This window comes from Klebsiella sp. w6 (genome assembly GCF_033100215.1).
Lineage (GTDB): Bacteria > Pseudomonadota > Gammaproteobacteria > Enterobacterales > Enterobacteriaceae > Klebsiella > Klebsiella variicola.
The window spans coordinates 3786148-3807538 of sequence record NZ_CP136907.1 but is presented as its reverse complement, the minus strand read 5'-3'; the positions used below and the strand labels follow the sequence as shown (position 1 = coordinate 3807538).

Below are 21391 nucleotides of genomic sequence, written 5' to 3'. Positions count from 1 at the left end.
TGATGCCCTCCGGCGCCAGCGCGCGGGGGGCGGTTTTTCCGCGGGGCGGGTTGCGGAGGTATGATGCTCAACTATGTGATTAAGCGCCTGCTGGGGCTGATCCCCACCCTGCTTATCGTCGCAGTACTGGTGTTTCTGTTCGTCCATATGCTGCCCGGTGACCCGGCGCGGCTGATTGCCGGACCGGAGGCCGATGCCCAGGTGGTGGCGATGGTGCGCCAGCAACTGGGGCTTGACCAGCCGCTGCATGTCCAGTTCTGGCACTACATCACCAACGTGCTGCGCGGCGATTTTGGCATTTCCATGGCCTCGCGGCGTCCCGTTTCCAGTGAAATAGCCAGCCGCTTTATGCCCACGCTGTGGCTGACGCTGGCCAGCATGAGCTGGGCGGTACTGTTCGGGATGGCGGCGGGGATCGCGGCCGCGGTGTGGCGCAATCGCTGGCCCGACCGTCTGGGAATGGCGCTGGCGGTGAGCGGCATTTCGTTTCCGGCTTTTGCTCTCGGCATGCTGCTGATGCAGGTGTTTTCGGTTGAGCTGGGCTGGCTGCCGACGGTGGGGGCCGACAGCTGGCGGCACTATATTTTGCCGTCGTTGACCCTTGGCGCGGCGGTAGCGGCGGTCATGGCGCGCTTTACCCGCGCGTCGTTCGTTGATGTGTTGCATGAAGACTATATGCGTACCGCGCGGGCGAAAGGGGTGAGCGAAACGTGGGTGGTGCTCAAGCATGGCCTGCGCAATGCGATGATCCCGGTGGTGACCATGATGGGGCTACAGTTCGGCTTTCTGCTCGGTGGGTCGATCGTCGTGGAAAAGGTGTTTAACTGGCCGGGACTTGGGCGCCTGTTGGTCGATTCGGTAGAGATGCGCGATTACCCGGTGATTCAGGCGGAAGTCCTGCTCTTTTCGCTGGAGTTTATTCTTATCAATTTAGTGGTGGATGTGCTGTACGCGGCCATTAACCCGGCTATCAGGTATAAGTAAGGTGCGATTGCTCAACTGGAGAAGGCAGGCGGCGCTGAACGCCATGCCGGGTATCAGACCCGGCGAGATCCATACCCCATGGCATGAGTTCTGGCGGCGCTTTCGTCGCCAGCCGGTGGCGATGGGCGCTGGTATTTTCGTGCTGTTGCTGATTGCGGTAGCCATCGTTGCGCCATGGATAGCGCCGTACGATGCGGAAAATTATTTCGATTATGACCGGCTTAACGAGGGGCCCTCGCTGGTGCACTGGTTCGGTGTCGACTCGCTGGGGCGCGATATTTTCAGCCGGGTGCTGGTCGGGGCGCAGATCTCGCTGGCTGCCGGGGTACTTGCGGTGCTGATTGGCGCGGCTATCGGCACGGTGCTTGGGCTGCTGGCCGGCTACTATGAGGGTTGGTGGGACCGGCTCATTATGCGACTTTGCGACGTGCTGTTCGCCTTTCCGGGGATCCTGCTGGCGATCGCGGTGGTCGCTGTCATGGGCAGCGGGATGGCCAACGTGATCATCGCCGTGGCGATCTTCTCGATCCCGGCGTTTGCTCGTCTGGTGCGCGGCAATACGCTGGTGTCAAAGCAGCAGACCTTTATTGAATCGGCGCGCAGCATCGGCGCCAGCGACGCCACCATTCTGTTCAACCACATCCTGCCGGGGACGGTGTCATCGATCGTGGTTTACTTCACGATGCGTATTGGGGTGTCGATTATTTCGGCGGCCAGTCTGTCGTTTCTCGGCCTCGGCGCGCAGCCGCCCACCCCGGAGTGGGGCGCGATGCTCAACGAGGCGCGGGCGGATATGGTGATGTCCCCGCACGTAGCGCTGTTTCCGGCGGTGGCGATTTTCGTGACCGTGCTGGCGTTTAATCTGCTGGGAGATGGCCTGCGCGATGCGCTGGATCCGAAGTTAAAGGGGTAGGGTGAGGGAAAGCACCGCCGTGCGGTGCTTTATATTATTTGCGGCTTCAGCGCACATTGCGCTCCCGGTTAGTCTTCTGCGTTATGTCTCTCATAGCGCAGGGAGCGGTGTGGGGCGAAACGACTGCCGGACGGTTCCCTCTCCCTCCGGGAGAGGGTTAGGGTGAGGGAAAGCTTCGCCGTGCGGTGCTTTATATTATTTGTGGCTTCAGTGCACATTGCGCTCCCGGTTAATCTTCTGGGTTATGTCTCTCATAGCGCAGGGAGCGGTGTGGGGCGAAACGACTGCCGGACGGTTCCCTCGCCCTCCGGGAGAGGGTTAGGGTGAGGGAAAGCTTCGCCGTGCGGTGCTTTATATTATTTGTGGCTTCAGCGCACATTGCGCTCCCGGTTAATCTTCTGCGTTATGCCTGGCATGGCGCAGGGAGCGCACAGGGGGCGGCCAGTCGCCGCCGCCCCCTGTACCCCCGGGCTCCGGCCAGCAACATCGCCACTGCGTGGTGCCTTCGACTTATCCCTGCAGGCTTCGGGTCGGGCCGAGGCAGCGTCCGTGCAAAACACGGCCCTCAGCCCGCATCCCTGCGGGCTGCCCCGGCCTTCCGGGAACGTCTCAGCGATGTTGAGGCCGCCAGCACCGGCAGTTTCAGCGGCCCCATGTCCGGCGGCGATTCACATATTGGGACTGGATCCCGTAGGCCGGGTAAGCGTAGCGCCACCCGGCAAAATAACCTCGCAACAGGGCTGCCTGGAAGATAATCAATGCTTGCCCGGCGGCGCTGCGCTTGCGCGGACCTGGGGGGGGAGCCTACGGGAGGACCCCGTAGGCTGGGGAATGCGATAAGCCGCTATCCGGGAAGCTGGACTAGACCCGGGTACCCCACAGGTCGTATTCGTCGGCATGCTCGACTTTCACCCGCACCACGTCGCCCGGCTTAACGCGGGTTTCGCCGTTCAGGTAGACCGCGCCGTCGATTTCCGGGGCGTCGGCCATGCTGCGGCCAATGGCGCCTTCTTCGTCAACTTCATCCACCAGCACCAGGATTTCGCGGCCCACTTTCTCCTGCAGACGCTCGGCAGAGATCTGCTGCTGCAGCTGCATAAAGCGGTTCCAGCGCTCCTCTTTCACCTCTTCCGGCACCTGATCCGCCAGTTCGTTGGCGGTGGCGCCTTCAACCGGGCTGTACTTGAAGCAGCCGACGCGGTCGAGACGCGCCTCTTTCAGGAAGTCGAGCAGCATCTGGAAATCTTCTTCCGTTTCGCCCGGGAAGCCCACGATAAAGGTAGAGCGCAGGGTCAGATCCGGGCAAATTTCACGCCACTGCTTAATGCGCGCCAGCTGGCGGTCTGCAGAGCCAGGACGCTTCATCAGCTTCAGAATACGCGGGCTGGCGTGCTGCAGCGGAATATCGAGGTACGGCAGAATTTTGCCTTCCGCCATCAGCGGGATCACATCGTCGACGTGCGGATACGGGTAAACATAATGCAGGCGCACCCAGATGCCGAGCTTCGCCAGCTCTTCGCACAGGCTGACCATGCTGGTCTTCACCGGCATGCCGTTGTGGAAACCGGTACGGTGCTTGACATCGACGCCGTAGGCGGAGGTGTCCTGAGAAATCACCAGCAGCTCTTTCACGCCGGCGTCAGCGAGGCGTTTGGCTTCCGCCAGCACTTCGCCAATCGGACGGCTCACCAGATCGCCACGCATGGACGGGATGATGCAGAAGGTGCAGCGATGGTTGCAGCCTTCAGAAATTTTTAAGTAGGCGTAGTGACGCGGCGTCAGCTTAACGCCCTGTTCCGGCACCAGGCTGAGGAACGGGTTGTGCTTCGGCTTCGGCGAGTAGTGGTGGACGTGCTCCAGCACCTGCTCATAGCTGTGCGGACCGGTGATCTCCAGCACCTTCGGGTGAACTTCGCGGATCTGATCCTCTTTCGCGCCGAGGCAGCCGGTGACGATCACCTTGCCGTTCTCTTTTAACGCTTCGCCGATCGCTTCCAGCGATTCCTGCACAGCGCTATCGATAAAGCCGCAGGTGTTAACGATGACCATATCGGCGTTGTCGTAGGTGGGGACGACGTCATAACCTTCGGTGCGCAGTTCGGTCAGGATACGCTCTGAGTCCACGAGATTTTTCGGGCAGCCCAGGGAGACGAAGCCGATTTTCGGCTGGTGCGTGACATTGCTCATAGCTTAAAAAGTGTTCAATTATTGGAATGGTCAGGGCAGGAATTCTACAGATCTTTGCGAAAAAGAGTATAGCTCCGTCGCGGTTAATGGTGAAAAAGCGCTCGGGTGAGGAGCGCGTGGGCTTCAGCACCGGGTCAAAACCGCCATTCCTGATAAAAACGCCCGTCATTTACGTTGTAATCTACAAAATGATAACAATTTCTTTACTAAATACCTCGATGACCGCGAGGAGAAGAGGCAAGGAAATGACACCAACAGGCTCCCCGGTGGCGATAGCCACCCTGCCATTCAGTAATCTGGAGATCCCCCCGCAACCGCCGCAGATCCAACACTCCCTTGAGCAGGGAAATGTGCTCTATCTGCCGCAGCTGGCGTTTTCATTAACCGCCACGGAGCAGGCATTGCTGACCCCTGAGCTGGTCGCGCCGCGGCGCAAGAATATCAGCTATCAACCCGACACCCGCATACTCAGAGGCGTGGCGGATAAGCAGAAAACGGCTGCCATCGCCCGGCTGATGGCGCGTTACCACCAGATGACGCTGCAGCTGATCGACGCGTTATTGCCAGGCTATGGCGAGTCGCTGCACCATCCGCAAACCAGTCTGCGTCTGCATCCCATTACCGCCTGGCGTGAAACGACCTCCTGGCGCAAAGACGATTCGCGCTTGCATGTGGACGCATTCCCGTCGCGCCCGGTCAAGGGTGATCGTATTCTGCGCATCTTTTGCAATATTCATCCCCGCGGCGAACCGCGAACCTGGCGGACAGGGGAGCATTTCGATACCCTCGCGGCACGCTTTCTGCCGCGGCTGAAACCCTGGTCGCCGTCAGGCGCCTGGCTGCTGGCAGCGCTGGGGATCACCAAAAGTCGGCGTAGCCATTACGATCATCTGATGCTGGCCCTGCACGATGCGATGAAAAGCACCCCTGAGTACCAGCGACAGGGGGTGCAGCAGGAGATCGACTTTGCCGCCGGCAGTACCTGGATCTGCTTTTCCGATCAGACCCCGCACGCCGCGATGCGCGGCCAGTATCTGCTTGAGCAGACCTTTCTGTTGCCGGTGAAAGCGATGAGTCACCCGCAGCTCTCGCCGCTGCGGGTGCTGGAAACGCTCCTGCAAAAGCCGTTAGTCGCGCGCAACGTGTAGCGCCCGGCGTGGCTACCGGGCAGAGGATTATTGCGCCGGCGTAACGGCCCCGGAAGGCCTGGCGCTGGGCTTTTTCGGCTCGCGCTTATCCTTCAGGGTGAAAATGGAGATCAGCGTAAAGAGCCCGGCGATACCGCCGAGGATCAGATAGGTATCGGCGAAGCCAATGGTATCGTACAGATAGCCTGCCAGCGGAGAGTAGATGGCGGTGGCGATCGAGGCGACAAACAGCACCAGCAAATAGACCGTCGAAGAGAGCTTGTGGTCGAAGTTGGCAGCGATGAATTTAAAGACCGATACCAGAATTAACGGTTTCTCCAGGGCATGCATCATTTTCACCGCGCCAATCCACACCGGACCGAGGGGCACGGCTGACCCGACAATACGTACCGACATGATCAACCCGGCGATGATCAGCGCCCATTTGGCGCCGGTCCGGTTAACAAACCACGGCATCAGGCATAAGAACAGCGTTTCGCCGCACACCTGAATGGAGGCGAGGATCCCATACCAGCGGTTGCCTTCCTCCGGCGTCGGGAACTGCAGCGAGAAATACTGGGCAAACTGCTGATCGTAGGTGTCATAAATTTGCGTGACGAACAGGGTAAAGAGCAGCAGCATCCAGAACTGACCATTCTTAGCCAGCTCGAGGGCATGGGAGACCTTCAGCGATTCGCTTCGCGCCACATCAGCGTCGGTTAATTCAATTTTGGTCAGCATAAAGCAGATGGCGGCGATGACGATGGCGAGGCTGGCGAGCCAGAAAGCCAGATTAGGATTGCTGTCGATATATTTACCCACAATCCAGGCCGCCGCTGCCCAGCCTAACGAGCCCCACATCCGCACCCGACCGTATTCGAACTGGTAGCGACGGGAAATCTTATCGATGTAAGAGTCGATCACCCCGCAGCCGGAGTTAAAGATGATCCCCAGATAGATCCCCCCCAGCAGCGCGCCGAACCAGAAATTGTGCACCAGCAGCGGCGCGTAAACATAGATAAAGAAGGGGCCCACCGGCAGGAGCAGGGCGACCAGCAGCCAGATAAGCCGTTTTTTCAGGCCGAACTTGTCGGAGATAAAGCCGAAGAAAGGTTGCATCAGCAGGGCGATAAAAGCGTTGACCGAGTACAGCAGGCCAGTCTTCGTGGCGCTGATGCCAAGATGCTGGGTGGTCCAGATGACGAAGAAAGCCATGGTCGACGACCAGGCGAACAGGTAGAGGAAATCGAAAAGACTCAACAGGAGGTAGTTTCTTTTACCGGGCGTCATGTTTCAGTTCCTTGCAAACGGGCAGAGAGATTATCAGCGATCCGCGGGCCGCGTTCGCTGTTTTTATGAAATGTTATACGTATTACATTAATGATTTGTTATGGCATTCTGGCTGGCGATCGCGCAATAGCATTTGTGGTGTAGTGTGATCTTATCAGCACTATTTCCGCTTTTTAATGGTAATAATCGCGAGTTGATTTCTTTTTGAAATTAATTGTGATCGAATACCATTATCTTTGGTATATATCCTACAAAGCGGTAAGGTTGTCACATTGTAAAGGGTGTTACAGGCTTGGGAATAATTGACCTGGCGCATCATTTTGCACAAAAAATAACCGTATCATGAGAAGGGTAAAGGACGACAGAGGAGGAACTGTGATGACCGTTGACAGACAATATCGCCACCTTTTGCAGAAGCTCATCAATGCCAATATCGATATTGATGCCTATCTGCAGTTGCGAAAGGCTAAAGGCTACATGTCAGTCAGCGAAAATGACCATCTGCGTGATAACTTGTTTGAGCTTTGCCGTGAAATGCGTGCGCAGGCCCCGCGCCTGCAGAATGTCGTTTCACCGGAGGAGAAGGAGGCCCTTCGCCTGGCGGGCGAGTCCCTCGCCGCCGCTGCAGTATGCCTGATGAGCGGGCATCATGATTGTCCGCTGTACATCGCTGTTAACGTAGAGAAGCTAGAACGCTGTCTGACAGGATTGACTTCAAATATTCATAAATTGAATAAATTGTCGCCAATCACTCATGCCTGATCGGCTGAAACTCAGGGGAAGTGGACGCTTCCCCTGTTAAAGGTTATGTAAAAATCCCCGCGCAAATTTCCCCGCTGGCTACCCTTTAGCGCAGAGCTGACTAAAGGAGAATGCCATGCGTCCAATCCCGCTGCTGTTGATATTGAGCGCCTTAGCGCTGCCAGCCCTGAGCCAGGCCGCGGTGCGGGTGGAGGTATTGCAAAACCGGCTGGCTCATCCGTGGGGTCTGGCGTTTCTCCCCGACGATCAGGGCATGTTGATTACCCTGCGCGGCGGCGAGCTCAAGCGCTGGCAGCCAGGTAAAGGCCTGTCGGCGCCGATATCCGGCGTGCCGCAGGTGTGGGCCAACGGTCAGGGCGGCTTACTGGATGTAGCGCTGGCGCCGGATTTTGCGCAGTCGCGACGGGTATGGCTGAGCTATGCGGAAAGCGACACCAGCGGCAAAGCGGGCACTGCGGTAGGCTACGGGCGGTTAAGTGAGGATGCCACGCAGCTGTCGAACTTTACCGTGGTGTTTCGCCAGCAGCCGAAGCTCTCCGTGGGCAATCATTTCGGTGGCCGGCTGGTGTTCGACGGCAAAGGGTATCTGTTTATCGGTCTGGGAGAGAACAATCAGCGCGCCACCGCCCAGGAGCTCAGCAAGCTGCAGGGGAAAGTGGTCCGCCTGACGGAGAGCGGGGACGTTCCACCGGATAATCCCTTTGTCGGCCGGGCTGACGCCAGGCCAGAGATCTGGGCCTACGGTATTCGCAATCCGCAGGGCATGGCGATGAACCCATGGAGCGACGCGCTGTGGCTCAATGAGCACGGCCCGCGCGGCGGGGATGAAATTAACATCCCGCAGGCGGGGAAAAACTACGGCTGGCCGCTGGCGACGCATGGCATTAACTACAGCGGCCTGCCGATCCCGGAGGCCAAGGGCAAGACGGCCCCGGGTACCGAGCCTCCCCTGTATGTCTGGCCGGTCTCCCCAGGGGTGAGCGGGATGGCCTTTTACGCGGCGCAGACTTTTCCCCAGTGGCAGCATAAGCTGTTTATCGGCGCGCTGAAGGAGACGTCGCTTATCGTCTTATCGGTGGACGGTAATCAGGTCCGCGAGGAGGGGAGGTTACTGGAGGCGCGCGGGAAGCGTATCCGCGACGTCCGCGTGGGACCCGACGGCTATCTGTACGTATTAACCGACGAGTCTAACGGCGAACTGTTGCGCTTGAGTCCGGAGGGTTAACCTCAGGTGACCGGGATCTTCACGACCGCGTGCCAGGCGGGGCGCTGGCTAATCTGCTGATACCAGCGCTGCAGATGGGGTCGCGGTTGCCAGGTATCGAGGATCGTCAGCAGATTGTAGACGAAGGGGGCAACGGCAATATCGCCAAGGCCGAAGTGCTCGCCAGAGAGCCATGGCGTTTTCGCCAGTTCGTCATCAAGCATGGCAAACAGCGATTCACAGGCGCCGATCCCCGCGGCGATGACCGCCGGATCGCGCTGCTCCGGCGGCGTCCTGACCAGGCCCATTAACACCGGGCGATGGGCGGGAGAGAGCGTGCCGTTGGACCAGTCCATCCACTTTTCCCCTTGCGCGCGCTGCGCCGGTGCGGCCAGCCACAGGCGATCGACGCCGTACTGGGCGGCAAGGTAGCGAATAATGGTATTTGATTCCCACAACACCACCCCGGTAGCATCGTCTTTTAACAGCGGCACCAGCCCGTTCGGGTTCATCGCCAGATATTCCGGGTCATGATTGAGACCAAACTCCAGCCCGGCGAGGATCTGCTCATAAGGAAGATCCAACTCCTCCAGCACCCAGCGTACTCTCTTCACGTTGGTCGAGTTATTACGTCCCCACAGTGTAATCATTTTCGCTCCTGAGTTTGTTTCACTGCCGTTGCAGCGCGATCGGCGATCATGTTGGGATAAAGTTAATATTTAGGCAATCACGATCAAAAAAGTTGTTCTGATTAAAGCACAGCGGCACGTTATTGCGTAAACTTTAAAAACTTTACCAACTCGCTGTTTCTTTAAGGTCATTTGTACGCTTTACTCACCGGTTGCTGCGGCGCGGTCAGAGTGGTGCGGCATATTTTGTTTGGAAAGGATACTTGGGTGGCTCTTATGATGCATGACGCTTTTTCCCTTCGCGGCCTCGCTGCAGGTTGCGCGCTGTTATTTCTTGTCGCACCTGCGGTGCAGGCTGCAGAACAACTCCCCGACGCCCCTTCGATTGACGCTCGCGCCTGGATCCTGATGGACTACGCCAGCGGGAAGGTGCTCAGCGAAGGCAATGCCGATGAAAAACTCGACCCGGCCAGTCTGACGAAGATCATGACCAGCTACGTGGTGGGGCAGGCGATAAAAGCGGGAAAAATCAAGCTCACCGATATGGTGACCGTCGGACGTGATGCCTGGGCGACCGGCAACCCGGCGCTGCGCGGCTCATCGGTGATGTTCCTCAAGCCCGGCATGCAGGTCTCGGTGGAAGATCTGAATAAAGGGGTCATTATTCAGTCCGGTAACGACGCCAGCATTGCCATTGCCGACTACGTGGCGGGCAGCCAGGACGCATTCGTCAGCCTGATGAACGGCTATGCCAAAAAAATGGGGCTGACCAACACCACCTTTATGACCGTCCACGGCCTTGATGCGCCGGGTCAGTTCAGTACCGCCCGCGATATGGCGCTGCTGACCAAAGCGATGATCCACGATGTGCCGGAAGAGTACGCGGTACATAAAGAGAAAGAGTTCACCTTCAATAAAATTCGCCAGCCGAACCGCAACCGTCTGCTGTGGAGCACCAACCTCAACGCCGATGGTGTGAAAACCGGGACCACCGCCGGGGCCGGCTATAACCTGGTCTCCTCAGCCACCCAGGGTGATATGCGTCTGATCGCCGTGGTACTGGGGACCAAAACTGACCGCATTCGCTTTAACGAGTCAGAAAAACTGCTGACCTGGGGCTTCCGCTTCTATGAAACCGTGACGCCGATTAAACCGGATGCCACCTTCGTTACCCAGCGCGTGTGGTTTGGCGACAGCAGCGAAGCGAAACTGGGAGCCGGCGAGGCGGGCTCTATCACCCTGCCGAAGGGCCAGCTGAAAAACCTGAAAGCCAGCTACACCTTAAATCAGCCGCAGCTTACCGCGCCGCTGGAGAAGGGGCAGGTGGTCGGGACTATCGACTTTAAGCTGAATGATAAAACCATCGAGCAGCGCCCGCTGATCGTCATGGAGCCGGTGAAAGAGGGCGGTTTCTTCAGCCGGATGATCGACTTCGTACTGATGAAACTCCACGGCTGGTTCGGCAGCTGGTTCTCCTGATGCCATGACCGCGCCCGGCGGGGCGCGGTCAGTGACGCCTCAATACAGCAGGGAGATCTGCTGCGCCTTCGCCAGCGCGACCAGCTCATCATCCGGGCAGATATCGCTGGCGATCACGTCAAATTTCGCTAACGCCCCCATGCGCGCCGGACGCACTTTGCCAAACTTGCTGTGGTCGACCACCAGCACGTGGTAGCGCGCGTGACGCATCGCCCAGTGCTTGACCGGCAGCTCCTCCAGGTTATAGCAGGTCGCCCCCTGCTCGCAGTCAATGCCTGCCGCCGAGTAAAAGGCGATGTCAGGGCTCAGATGGCTGAGGGTATCCTCAAGGCTCAGCGGCATAAAAATCGCGTTGCTGGCGTGAAATTCCCCACCGCACAGGACCGCCCGGCACTGTGGTTTCTCCTGCAGGGCCAGGAAGGTATTCAGGGAGTAACAGACGCCGGTGAAGGGCAGGGCATCATCGATGGCGTCAATGATCCATGGCGTGGTGGTCCCGCAGTCGAAGAAAGCCATCTGATGGGCCTCCAGCAGCGCGGCCGCATGGCGAGCGGCGCGGCGCTTTTCCTCGACCAGCCGGGTTTTTTGATCGCTTAGCAGGTAATGGGTGGCGCTGCGCGGCTCCAGCACAATGTATCCGCCGAGCAGCACAACCGGGCCGCTGTGGCCATTGAGGTCGCGACGAATGGTCATTTCCGACACCCCAAGCAGGGAGGCGGCTTCTTTCAGATGTAGCTTATCGCTGCGTTTGAGTGCCTGAATGAGCTGACTGATACGTTCGTCACGGCGAGTTTCCATATTCCCTCTGCGCTAAAATCGCCCTGCGGGGGCAGGACGTTAGCGGGATTTTACCTGTCGCTTACGGGTTAGTCACGCGGTGGCCGCAGCGACGGCTGGCGTTTAGCCGCGTACCCAGCCTTTGCGGATCGGCAAGGAGAAGCAGAGACGATACAGTCGCTGCAGCTGGCGATACAGCGCCGGGCCGAACGTATGCCAGATCAGCGCCGCGCCAAGGCAGCCGCACATTCCGGCCAGCAGACCGCCGACCATATCCAGCGGCCAGTGCACGCCGAGATAGACGCGGGACCAGGCGATGGCGGCGGCAATGACCATCAGCAGCGCGCCGGACCACAGGCGGTGCCAGAACAGAAAAGCCAGGGCAAAGGTAAAGCTGACGGTGCCATGATCGCTGGGGAAGGAGTCGTCCGCCGCGTGATGCAGGAAGTTATAGCCTACGCCGGCGACAAACGGCCGATCGTGCGGATAGAGGTGGCCGATCGCCCACGACACGGTCAGGCTAATCATCAGCGCCAGCATCAGCTTAAACACCATCTGCCGCTGGGCAGGCCCCCACAGCCATAATGTCACTACCAGCAAGGGCACGATCAGAATCAGATCTTTGGCGATCAGGATCGCCACCTCAATGGCCCACTGCGGCGAGGTCGGCGTCGCGTTGATCAGGGCGAACAGCGCGTAGTTAATATTTTCCAGCATAGACTTCCAGGCTCGTTGGTCCGATAGCAAATAAGCCGCCTACCCTAAAAAAAAGCGGTGTGGAGATAAAGCAGCATTGTCTTAAAGATCAGGTTGTTAAGAAATCTTGCAAATGGATTTCAATGCTAACCGCCTGAAAAGCGCCAGTATATCGTTTGTCACATTGCTGAAACATAAACGGAATATATACGCAGGCTGAATAGCAGGGGGTGAGTCTGGAGGGGGGCGCGCAATTCGCAATATTGTGCGGTGTCACCCACAATTCACTATCTCCGCGCCGGGAGTTTCATTACACTTTGCGCGATTTTTGATAGATAAGAGATTTCATGCAAAATTATTCGCTTTCAGGCCGCCGCCTCGGAAGGCAGGCGTTGCTGTTCCCGCTATGTCTGGTGCTGTACGAGTTTTCCACCTATATCGGCAACGATATGATCCAGCCGGGTATGCTGGCCGTGGTTCAGGAGTTTCAGGTGGGCAACGAATGGGTACCTACCTCGATGACCGCCTATCTGGCCGGCGGCATGTTTTTACAGTGGCTGCTGGGGCCGCTGTCGGACCGTATTGGCCGCCGCCCGGTGATGTTGACCGGGGTGGTGTGGTTTATCGTCACCTGCCTGGCGACGCTGCTGGCGCAGACCATTGAGCAGTTTACCCTGCTGCGCTTCCTGCAGGGGATCAGCCTGTGCTTTATCGGCGCGGTAGGCTATGCGGCGATCCAGGAGTCTTTTGAGGAGGCGGTGTGTATCAAAATCACCGCCCTGATGGCCAACGTGGCGCTGATTGCTCCGCTGCTGGGGCCGCTGGTGGGCGCCGCCTGGGTGCACGTGCTGCCATGGGAGATGATGTTCGTCCTGTTCGCCGTGCTGGCGGCCATCTCGTTCGTCGGGCTGCTGCGGGCGATGCCGGAAACCGCGACGCGGTTGGGCGAAAAGCTGTCGGTCAAAGAGCTGGGTCGTGACTATCGCCTGGTGCTGAAAAACCTGCGCTTCGTCGCCGGCGCGCTGGCGACGGGCTTTGTCAGCCTGCCGCTGTTGGCGTGGATTGCCCAGTCGCCGGTGATTATTATCAGCGGCGAACAGGCCACCAGCTATGAGTATGGCATGCTGCAGGTGCCGATTTTCGGCGCGCTGATTGCCGGTAACCTGGTGCTGGCGCGCCTGACTTCGCGCCGTACCGTGCGCTCGCTGATTATCATGGGCGGCTGGCCGATCATGTTTGGTCTGATCCTCTCCGCGGCGGCGACCGTGGTCTCTTCCCACGCTTATCTGTGGATGACCGCCGGCCTGAGCTTTTACGCCTTCGGAATTGGCCTCGCGAATGCCGGGCTCGTGCGCTTAACGCTGTTCGCCAGCGAGATGAGCAAAGGCACGGTCTCGGCGGCGATGGGAATGCTGCAGATGCTGATCTTCACCGTCGGCATTGAGCTCAGCAAACATGCTTATGAGCTGGGGGGCAACGGCTTGTTCAGCCTGTTTAACCTGCTGGGCGGAGTACTGTGGCTGGGGCTGATGATCTACTTCCTGAAAGATAAAAGCGTCGGCAATTCGCAGCAGGCGTAACCGGTGGCAAACCCGGATGCACAAAAGCATCCGGGGGGCTAATCAGGCGAACGGCGCTTCGCGATTTAACACCTTATCAATAATCTGCAGCACGCCTTCTTCGTTGTTGTGCGGCGCGTGATGGCTGGCGACGGCTTTGACGTCTTCCCGGGCGTTGGCCATGGCAAAGCCAAATCCGGCGTGCTGCAGCATCTCGATATCATTGCCGCTATCGCCGAACGCCACCACCTCATGATCCTCAATGCCCCAGCGCTGCTGCAAAATGCGCAAGCCGTTGGCTTTGTGCACCCCAGGCATAATTAAGTCAATACTGCCGTAGCCGGTGGCCACCGCGGTGACCATATCCCCCAGCGCCGCGTGCAGCTTCGGCTGAATTTCCGGGATCAGGCTGTCCGGTACGTTGAGACCAAATTTGAGGATCGCGTCATCAAGGTGGTTAAAATCATCTACCAGTTCGAGGCGGTGATAATACTTCGCCGCCACATTCTTCAGCGCGTCGTTATAGCGGTTGAGAGTGTAGGCGCTGCGCTTCCCGCAGGCGATGATTTCGATATTCGGCAGGGTCTGCAGATGATCGACCACGGCGTTGAAATGGTGGAGCGGCAGCTGGCAGTTGAAGACGTCTTCATTGCCGCTCACCACCCAGCCGCCGTTTTCCGCCACAAAGGCGATCTGATGGGCGATCTCCGGGAAAAAGGAGATCAGCTGATAATACTGGTTGCCGCTGGCGACCACGAAGCGAATATTCTGTTCACGCATTCGCTGGTACTGGGCGAGGAAGCGCGGCCGGTTGTAAGTTTTGGCATCGCTTAAAAAGGTGCCGTCCATATCCACCGCAATCAGTTTGATGCTCATTAGCTGTTCTCCATAACGGGTTCAGATTGTGGCTTAGCCACCGCGCGGGCGACCAGTGCCGCCACCATGACCAGACCCAGCACCACCATCATGGCGCTGCGCAGGCCGAAGTGTTCGCCGAGGAAGCCCAGCAGCGGCGGCCCGACGAGGAAAGCAAGATAACCGGTGATCGCCACCACGCTGACACGCTTGGGCGCGTCCGGCCCGGTATCGCTGGCGGCGGAGATGGTCAGCGGGAAGCCGAGCGAGGCGCCAATGCCCCACAGCAGTACCGAGATGCCCGCCACCCAGGGGTTATCGACGAAGATGATCAGGCCAATACCCAGGGCGCCCATCACCGCGCTGCCGCGGACCACCGTCACCCGGCTGTAGCGATCGATAAACCAGCCGCCGGTAAAGCGGCCCAGCGTCATGCCGAGGGTGAAGCCGGCATAGATCAGCGAGCCGGAGGTGGGGCTAAAGCCGTGGCCGTCCACCATCAGCAGCGGCAGCCAGTCGTTGGCCGAGCCTTCGGCAAAGGCCATCGCCAGGACGATGACCCCGATCAGCAGCAACTGCGCGTCGCGCCATACCGGCAGACCTTTCGCCTCTCCGTGGGCGGCTTCGGCGGCATTTTTACCGGTGCCATCGGGAATGGCGCGGATGGCAATGGCGATGGGCAGAATAGCCACCAGCGCGGCCGCCAGGATATGCGGGGCGGCAGGCAGGCCGAATCCGGTCACTGCCATGCCCACCCCGGCGCCGAACAGGGTGCCGAAACTGTAAAAGCCATGCATCATCGGCAGCACCGTTTTATTCATCTCTCGCTCGATGGCCGCGCCTTCGACGTTAATAGCGACTTCTGCAGAGCCAAAGCTGGCGCCAAAGATGGCCAGGCCGAAGGCGAACAGCGGGGCGGAAGAGACCCACAGCGCCAGGCTGAGCACCAGCATGCCGAGTACGGCGAAGGACATGGTGGTGCGGATGACCTTGCGGGTACCAAAGCGCTTCACCAGCCACGCTGAGCAGAGAATACCGCTCATCGACCCCACCGACAGACCAAACAGCACCACGCCCATTTCTGCCGTAGAAAGCATCAACTGATCGCGGATCGCCGGCGTGCGGGTGGCCCAGGAGGCCATTAATAAGCCGGGGATGAAAAAGAACATAAACAGCGCCCACAGCCGAAGCTGGAGCGCTCTGCGCGAGGTTTGCGTCGTCATCCGTAAACGCCTTAAAGGAGAAGAGTGAAGACAACAGTAGCAAGCATGTGTACATTTGTACATAAACCGGAAGAGGAAAATTATGGCCCGTAGACCGAACGATCCGCAGCGCCGCGAGCGCATCCTGCAGGCGACGCTGGACACCATCGCGGCGCACGGCGTCCAGGCGGTGACGCACCGCAAAATCGCCCTCTGCGCGAATGTGCCGCTGGGGTCGTTGACCTATTATTTCAGCGGCATCGAGGCGCTGGTTGAGGAGGCGTTCAGCCTGTTTACCGCCGAGATGTCGGCGCAGTATCAGCAATGCTTTGCCGGGGTAACGAACCGGGAACAAGCCTGCGATGCCATCGCGGAGCTGATCTTCAGCGCCCAGGTGACCACGGCGCGCAATATGGAGCTGATGTATCAGCTGTACGCGTTCTGCAGCAGTCAGCCGGCGCTAAAGGGGGTGATGCAGAACTGGATGCGGCGCAGCCAGCAGACGCTGGAGCAATGGTTCGCCCCCGATACCGCCCGCGGCCTCGACGCCTTTATTGAAGGAATGACCTTGCACTTTGTCACCGACCGCGCGCCGCTGTCGAAGGCGGCAATCCGGCTGCTGGTTGGGCAGCTGGCGGGGGAGAGGGCGCAGGAAGAGGGGCGCTGAGGCGGTGCGAGACATGCGTAAGGGCTAAATGCAGGCAACAAAAAACCCATCAACCTTGAACCGAAGTGGCGGGGTTGATGGGCTCCACAAAATGGGGACATCAAAGAAAAGCAGTGGCATTACTTATGACTGATGCCCTGAGAAAAAGTTCTGCCTGTGACGGCTTTTTTCTCAAAAATTTATTGTAGCCCTGGCCAGATGATCACGATGAGCGTCCCGGCAAGGGTAAGCAGCACGTTGGCGATGGCGTAGGTGCCTGCGTAGCCGAGCGCCGGAATGTTGCTGCGCGCGGTATCGCTGATGATCTCCATTGCCGGGGCGCAGGTGCGGGCGCCCATCATGGCGCCAAACAGCATCGCCCGGTTCATGCGCAGCACATAGGCGCCGAACAGGAAGCAGATCACCACCGGCAACAGGCTGACAATAAGCCCTGCCGCCAGCATCTGACCGCCGACGGCGCCCAGACCGTTATTGATCCCGGCCCCGGCGCTGAGTCCGACCCCGGCCATAAACACCATCAGGCCAAACTCTTTCACCATGTTCAGCGCTCCCTGCGGGATATAGCCGAAGGTTGGGTGGTTGGCGCGCAGGAAGCCAAGCATAATGCCGGCGAACAGCAGGCCGGCGGCGTTGCCGATGCCGAAGCTAAAAGAGCTGAACTGGAAGGTGATCATGCCGATCATCAGGCCGACGATAAAGAAGGCGCAGAAGGCCAGCAGGTCGGTCACCTGGCTGTGAATGGAGATGAAGCCGATGCGGTCGGCCACGGTTTTTACGCGGCGGGCGTCGCCGCTGACCTGCAGCACGTCGCCTTTGTTCAGCACCACGTTATCGTCGATAGGCATTTCAATCTGGCTGCGGATCACCCGGTTTAAGAAGCAGCCGTGGTCGGTGAGTTTCAGCTGCGCCAGGCGGCGGCCGACGGCGTTGTGATTTTTGACCACAATCTCTTCGGTGACGATGCGCATGTCGAGCAGATCGCGGTCGAATACCTCTTTGCCGTTACGGAAGCTCGGGTCGAGGCGGGCGTGCGCGTCCGGATAGCCCACCAGCGCAATATCGTCGCCCATCTGCAGCACCGCGTCGCCGTCCGGGTTGGCCAGAATGCCGTTGCGGCGGATGCGTTCGATATAGCAGCCGGTCTGGCGATAAATCCCCAGTTCGCGCAGATTTTTGCCATCCGCCCAGGCCACCAGCTCCGGGCCAACGCGGTAGGCGCGGATCACCGGCAGGTACACTTTACGTTTTGAATCGGTATCGAGGCCGCGCTCGCGGGCGATTTGTTGGGCGCTGGTCTGCAGATCCTGATGCTGCAGCTTGGGCATATAGCGGGCGCCGACGATCAGACTCACCAGGCCGACCAGGTAGGTCAGGGCATAGCCGAGGCTCAGATGGTCAAGCGACTGCGCCAGCTGATCGCTGGGCAGGCCGAAATGGCGCAGGGTGTCGCCCGCGCCCACCAGCACCGGGGTGGAGGTCATGGCGCCCGCCAGCATACCGGCGGTAAGACCAATATCCCAGCCGAACACTTTGCCCAGCACGGTGGCGATCAGCATCGCGCTGCCGACCATCACCAGCGCCAGCATCAGGTAGTTTTTGCCGTCGCGGAAAAAAATGGAAAAAAAGTTGGGCCCGGCTTCCACGCCGACGCAAAAAATAAACAGCATAAAGCCGAGATTAAGGGCATCAGTGTTAATCGCGAAATGCTGTTGACCTAATAAGAGAGAAACGACTAAAACGCCAATGGAATTACCAAGTTGTACTGAGCCGAGACGCAGTTTTCCCAGGCATAGTCCTAATGCAAGTACAACGAATAATAACAGGATGTAATTCCCGTTTAACAAATCTGCGACGTTTATATTCACGAAAGCCAACTTCTCATTTACTAGTAAGTTGTTGAAGGAAATGGTTATTTGGTCTAAGGTTGCTCAGGCGTTCGCGTTGTGGCGAACCTATTCTGGCACCCTGTTATAACCAGCAAAAATATACCCGCTAGTTTAATCCTTCCTGGATGCGGCGGCTAGTGACAATCGTTTTTAGGCTGGTTGGGGAGTTATTGGCATGGATTGCCGAAATGCTTTATCTGACTGGGCGACGTGGACGTGAGTTAGAGGCAACATCAGGAGGATACGGTGAAGTCTGAGCGTAGTTGGGCCGGTATTATCTGCGGCTTCGTTCTGTTCATTGTGGTGTGCTTATCGCTGCTATTACATATGAAAGGGGCCTTTCGCGCCAGCGGCAACCCGGAGCTGGGCCTGCTCTTCTTTTTGTTGCCAGGGGCGGCGGCGAGCTGCCTCTCTCCCGGACAGCGGGTACTGCGTCCTTTGCTGGGTGCGATGCTGGCGGCGCCGGTCTGTATGGTGACGATGCGGCTGTTCTTCGTGACGCACAGAACGTTCTGGCAGGAGATGGCGTGGGTACTGAGCGCGGTGTTCTGGTGCGCACTCGGGGCGTTGTGCTTTTTGTTTATCTGCGCCTGGCTTGATACCTGGCGCAGTCACTCATCGAGCAAATAAATTGACTCAGGCAAACAGGCCAAGGTTCTCTTTCGCCCAGGCTTCGAAATCGGTGCAACCGCCGATGTGTTTCTGGTCGACGAAGATCTGCGGCACGGTTTCAACCGGTTTGCCGACGGTCTTTTCCAGGTCAGCTTTGCTGATGCCTTCGGCGTGAATATCCACGTAACGGTAGTTAAAATCATCACGCTCGTTGGTCAGTTTTTCTGCCAGCTCTTTGGCGCGAACGCAGTAAGGGCAGCCTGGACGACCAAAAATAACGGTAAACATTGCTTCTCTCCTTAAACCTCAGCCGGATGGCGAATGGCGCTTATGATGCCTGCATTGACCGGTGAGGGAAAGAAGGTTCTGCCTTTTGCTTCGATGGTTTACGGCTATGTTTGATAAATGTCGTACTATCAAAACCCGTATACTGACCCGGCGGCGTAGTGAGATTGTCTGATGCGCCGCGCTTATCAACCGGAGAGGCGTGATGCGAAAATTTGCCCCGTTGCCGAAAAGCATTCTGCTGGTTGAGATCCTCGGGATGGGGCTGTTAACCCTCGCCTGGCTCTCGCTTAACCAGTATGTCCAGCTGCCTGCGCCCATTGCCAGCCCGACCGCGGCGCTGGTGATGCTCTTTGCCGGGATCGTGCTGATGATCCCCGCCGCCATCGTCGTTATGTGGCGGATGGCGCAGATCGTGGCCCCGCAGTTAACGCACTCTCCAAAGCCTGAATCCTTGTCTGACAGAGAAAAACGTAATGACGCCGACCATTGAGCTGCTGCGCAGCCATCGTTCCATCCGCCACTTCACCGATGCCCCCGTGAGCGACGAACAGCGCGCAGAGATTATCGCCAGCGCGCAAGCGGCATCTACCTCGAGTTTTTTACAGTGCACCTCCATCATCCGTATTACCGACCCCGCGCTGCGTGAGCAACTGGTCCCGCTGACCGGCGGCCAGCAGCACGTCGCCCAGGCGGCGGAGTTTTGGGTTTTCTGCGCCGACTTTAACCGCCACCTGCAGATTTGCCCACAGGCGCAGCTGGGGCTGGCTGAACAGCTGCTGATCGGCGTCGTCGATACGGCGCTGCTGGCGCAAAACGCGCTGATTGCCGCCGAGTCCCTCGGGCTGGGCGGCGTCTATATCGGCGGGTTGCGTAATAGCATCGAGGCGGTGACCGAGCTGCTGGCGCTGCCGCAGCACGTCCTGCCGCTGTTCGGTCTTTGCCTTGGCTGGCCGGCGGATAACCCGGACATCAAGCCGCGGATGCCGGCCGCCATGCTGGTGCATGAGAACCACTATCAGCCGCTGGATAACGCGCTGCTGGCGGACTATGACGACCAGCTGGCGCACTATTATCTGTCGCGCGGCAGCAACGCCCGCCGCGATACCTGGAGCGATCATATCCGTCGCACTATCGTGAAAGAGAGTCGTCCGTTTATTCTCGACTATCTGCATAAGCAGGGGTGGGCAACACGCTGATTACGTGTACACTGCTGCTCCGGCCAGGTGATCTCCGCCGCCGGCCGCAGGAAAGGTGAAAGTGTGTTCGATAGCTGAGGCCCGCCAGAGCGGGTCTTTTTGCAGAGGTGCAGGATGAAAATTGCCATATTATCCCGGGATGGAACGCTTTATTCATGTCGACGCCTGCGCGAAGCGGCGCAACAGCGCGGGCATCAGGTCGAGATCCTCGATCCGCTTTCCTGTTATATGAATGTCAGTCCGGTGGCATCGTCCATCCACTACAAAGGGCGTCAGCTACCGCATTTTGATGCGGTGATCCCGCGGATTGGCTCGGCGATCACCTACTATGGCACCGCGGCTTTGCGTCAGTTTGAACTATTGGGAAGCTATCCGCTGAATGAGTCGGTCGCCATCACCCGCGCTCGCGATAAGCTGCGCTCGCTGCAGCTGCTGGCGCGCCAGGGCATCGATTTGCCGCTGACCGGCATCGCTCACTCCCCCGATGACACCAGCGACCTGATCGCCATGGTGGGCGGGGCACCGCTGGTGGTGAAGCTGGTGGAAGGCACCCAGGGGATCGGCGTGGTGCTGGCGGAGACCCGTCAGGCGGCGGAGAGCGTGATCGACGCCTTTCGCGGGCTGAATGCGCATATTCTGGTGCAGGAATATATTGCCGAGGCGAAAGGCTGCGATATTCGCTGCCTGGTGGTCGGCAATGAGGTGGTGGCGGCGATCGAACGGCGGGCTAAAGAGGGCGACTTTCGTTCTAACCTGCACCGCGGCGGCATGGCCACGGTGGCGCAGATTAGCGACGAGGAGCGGGCGATTGCCATCAAGGCGACGCAAACCCTTGGGCTCGATGTCGCCGGTGTTGATATTTTACGCGCCACCCGCGGGCCGCTGGTGATGGAGGTGAATGCCTCGCCGGGGCTGGAAGGGGTGGAAACCACCACCGGCGTGGACATCGCCAGCCGGATGATCGCCTGGATCGAGCGCCAGGCGACGCCGGAATTCTGTTTGAAAATAGGCGGCTAGCCGCTGGATGCAAGTCTGTCATGGTATGCGGCGCTTTTTTTGCGTAAGCTATGGCGTCGTT

The 21391-nt window shown here is 58.8% G+C and carries 21 protein-coding genes; 12 read left to right on the top strand and 9 right to left on the bottom strand.

Going from position 1 to position 21391, the window contains the following annotated elements:
- The first annotated feature begins 63 nt into the window (after window positions 1-63).
- Together gsiC and gsiD are read left to right on the top strand one after the other, a co-directional pair.
- The gene (gene gsiC / locus R0140_RS18785; protein ID WP_008805798.1) at window positions 64-984 is read left to right on the top strand and encodes a glutathione ABC transporter permease GsiC; all 921 of its coding nucleotides are present in this window, start codon (window positions 64-66) and stop codon (window positions 982-984) included.
- Window position 985: 1 nt separating this feature from the next.
- Window positions 986-1897, top strand: a complete 912-nt coding sequence (gene gsiD, locus R0140_RS18780; protein ID WP_317703875.1) for a glutathione ABC transporter permease GsiD — start codon at window positions 986-988, stop codon at window positions 1895-1897.
- Between the two features lie 861 nt (window positions 1898-2758).
- On the opposite strand, the gene rimO is transcribed toward gsiD, so the two are convergent.
- Complete coding sequence (gene rimO / locus R0140_RS18775; RefSeq protein ID WP_008805799.1) at window positions 2759-4084, bottom strand: 30S ribosomal protein S12 methylthiotransferase RimO; 1326 nt, start codon at window positions 4082-4084, stop codon at window positions 2759-2761.
- A gap of 245 nt (window positions 4085-4329) precedes the next feature.
- Here rimO and R0140_RS18770 point away from each other — a divergent pair, with 245 nt between their 5' ends.
- Complete coding sequence (locus R0140_RS18770; protein ID WP_032729750.1) at window positions 4330-5232, top strand: Kdo hydroxylase family protein; 903 nt, start codon at window positions 4330-4332, stop codon at window positions 5230-5232.
- A 27-nt stretch (window positions 5233-5259) separates the two neighbouring features.
- On the opposite strand, the gene R0140_RS18765 is transcribed toward R0140_RS18770, so the two are convergent.
- Entirely contained in the window at window positions 5260-6501 is a 1242-nt protein-coding gene (locus R0140_RS18765; RefSeq protein ID WP_012968644.1) for an oligosaccharide MFS transporter, read from the bottom strand.
- Window positions 6502-6879: 378 nt separating this feature from the next.
- Between R0140_RS18765 and bssR the strand changes: the two genes are divergently transcribed.
- Both bssR and R0140_RS18755 read left to right on the top strand, forming a co-directional pair.
- On the top strand, window positions 6880-7263 hold the full coding sequence (bssR, locus tag R0140_RS18760; protein ID WP_012968643.1) for a biofilm formation regulator BssR: 384 nt from the start codon (window positions 6880-6882) through the stop codon (window positions 7261-7263).
- Between the two features lie 115 nt (window positions 7264-7378).
- Window positions 7379-8488 (top strand): PQQ-dependent sugar dehydrogenase, encoded by a 1110-nt coding sequence (locus R0140_RS18755; protein WP_012968642.1) that lies wholly within the window; start codon window positions 7379-7381, stop codon window positions 8486-8488.
- Between the two features lie 2 nt (window positions 8489-8490).
- Here R0140_RS18755 and R0140_RS18750 read toward each other — a convergent pair whose 3' ends face one another.
- Complete coding sequence (locus R0140_RS18750) at window positions 8491-9117, bottom strand: glutathione S-transferase family protein (RefSeq protein WP_032739404.1); 627 nt, start codon at window positions 9115-9117, stop codon at window positions 8491-8493.
- 255 nt (window positions 9118-9372) lie between these two features.
- On the opposite strand from R0140_RS18750, the gene dacC reads away from it, so the two are divergent.
- Window positions 9373-10575 carry a serine-type D-Ala-D-Ala carboxypeptidase gene (gene dacC / locus R0140_RS18745; protein WP_004201290.1) on the top strand — a complete coding sequence of 401 codons (1203 nt, stop codon included), beginning with the start codon at window positions 9373-9375 and terminating at the stop codon, window positions 10573-10575.
- Window positions 10576-10614: 39 nt separating this feature from the next.
- Here dacC and deoR read toward each other — a convergent pair whose 3' ends face one another.
- Window positions 10615-11373, bottom strand: a complete 759-nt coding sequence (gene deoR / locus R0140_RS18740; protein ID WP_004151717.1) for a DNA-binding transcriptional repressor DeoR — start codon at window positions 11371-11373, stop codon at window positions 10615-10617.
- A 102-nt stretch (window positions 11374-11475) separates the two neighbouring features.
- Window positions 11476-12069, bottom strand: a complete 594-nt coding sequence (gene ybjG, locus R0140_RS18735; protein WP_032739406.1) for an undecaprenyl-diphosphate phosphatase — start codon at window positions 12067-12069, stop codon at window positions 11476-11478.
- Window positions 12070-12395: 326 nt separating this feature from the next.
- On the opposite strand from ybjG, the gene kdeA reads away from it, so the two are divergent.
- Window positions 12396-13628: a multidrug efflux MFS transporter KdeA gene (gene kdeA / locus R0140_RS18730; RefSeq protein ID WP_023297307.1), complete on the top strand. Its 1233-nt coding sequence runs from the start codon at window positions 12396-12398 to the stop codon at window positions 13626-13628.
- A 42-nt stretch (window positions 13629-13670) separates the two neighbouring features.
- On the opposite strand, the gene R0140_RS18725 is transcribed toward kdeA, so the two are convergent.
- Together R0140_RS18725 and R0140_RS18720 are read right to left on the bottom strand one after the other, a co-directional pair.
- Window positions 13671-14483 carry a Cof-type HAD-IIB family hydrolase gene (locus R0140_RS18725; protein WP_012968637.1) on the bottom strand — a complete coding sequence of 271 codons (813 nt, stop codon included), beginning with the start codon at window positions 14481-14483 and terminating at the stop codon, window positions 13671-13673.
- Window positions 14483-15685 carry an MFS transporter gene (locus R0140_RS18720; protein ID WP_008805808.1) on the bottom strand — a complete coding sequence of 401 codons (1203 nt, stop codon included), beginning with the start codon at window positions 15683-15685 and terminating at the stop codon, window positions 14483-14485. Before R0140_RS18720 ends, R0140_RS18725 begins: the two co-directional genes overlap by 1 nt.
- An 82-nt stretch (window positions 15686-15767) precedes the next feature.
- Between R0140_RS18720 and R0140_RS18715 the strand changes: the two genes are divergently transcribed.
- The gene (locus R0140_RS18715) at window positions 15768-16331 is read left to right on the top strand and encodes a TetR/AcrR family transcriptional regulator (protein WP_012542353.1); all 564 of its coding nucleotides are present in this window, start codon (window positions 15768-15770) and stop codon (window positions 16329-16331) included.
- Window positions 16332-16510: 179 nt separating this feature from the next.
- On the opposite strand, the gene R0140_RS18710 is transcribed toward R0140_RS18715, so the two are convergent.
- Window positions 16511-18196, bottom strand: a complete 1686-nt coding sequence (locus R0140_RS18710; protein ID WP_008805810.1) for an aspartate:alanine antiporter — start codon at window positions 18194-18196, stop codon at window positions 16511-16513.
- A gap of 267 nt (window positions 18197-18463) precedes the next feature.
- On the opposite strand from R0140_RS18710, the gene ybjM reads away from it, so the two are divergent.
- Complete coding sequence (gene ybjM / locus R0140_RS18705; RefSeq protein WP_008805811.1) at window positions 18464-18847, top strand: inner membrane protein YbjM; 384 nt, start codon at window positions 18464-18466, stop codon at window positions 18845-18847.
- A 6-nt stretch (window positions 18848-18853) separates the two neighbouring features.
- Here ybjM and R0140_RS18700 read toward each other — a convergent pair whose 3' ends face one another.
- Window positions 18854-19117, bottom strand: coding sequence for a GrxA family glutaredoxin (locus R0140_RS18700; RefSeq protein WP_002896352.1), 264 nt, complete (start codon window positions 19115-19117; stop codon window positions 18854-18856).
- Between the two features lie 202 nt (window positions 19118-19319).
- Between R0140_RS18700 and R0140_RS18695 the strand changes: the two genes are divergently transcribed.
- The 3 genes from R0140_RS18695 to rimK all read left to right on the top strand — a co-directional run bounded on the left by R0140_RS18695 (window position 19320) and on the right by rimK (window position 21330).
- Window positions 19320-19607: a YbjC family protein gene (locus tag R0140_RS18695; RefSeq protein ID WP_008805812.1), complete on the top strand. Its 288-nt coding sequence runs from the start codon at window positions 19320-19322 to the stop codon at window positions 19605-19607.
- On the top strand, window positions 19591-20313 hold the full coding sequence (gene nfsA / locus R0140_RS18690; RefSeq protein ID WP_012542350.1) for a nitroreductase NfsA: 723 nt from the start codon (window positions 19591-19593) through the stop codon (window positions 20311-20313). Before R0140_RS18695 ends, nfsA begins: the two co-directional genes overlap by 17 nt.
- 114 nt (window positions 20314-20427) lie before the next feature.
- A complete protein-coding gene (rimK, locus tag R0140_RS18685; protein WP_012542349.1) occupies window positions 20428-21330 on the top strand; it encodes a 30S ribosomal protein S6--L-glutamate ligase in 903 nt (300 codons plus the stop codon).
- Window positions 21331-21391: the final 61 nt, after the last annotated feature.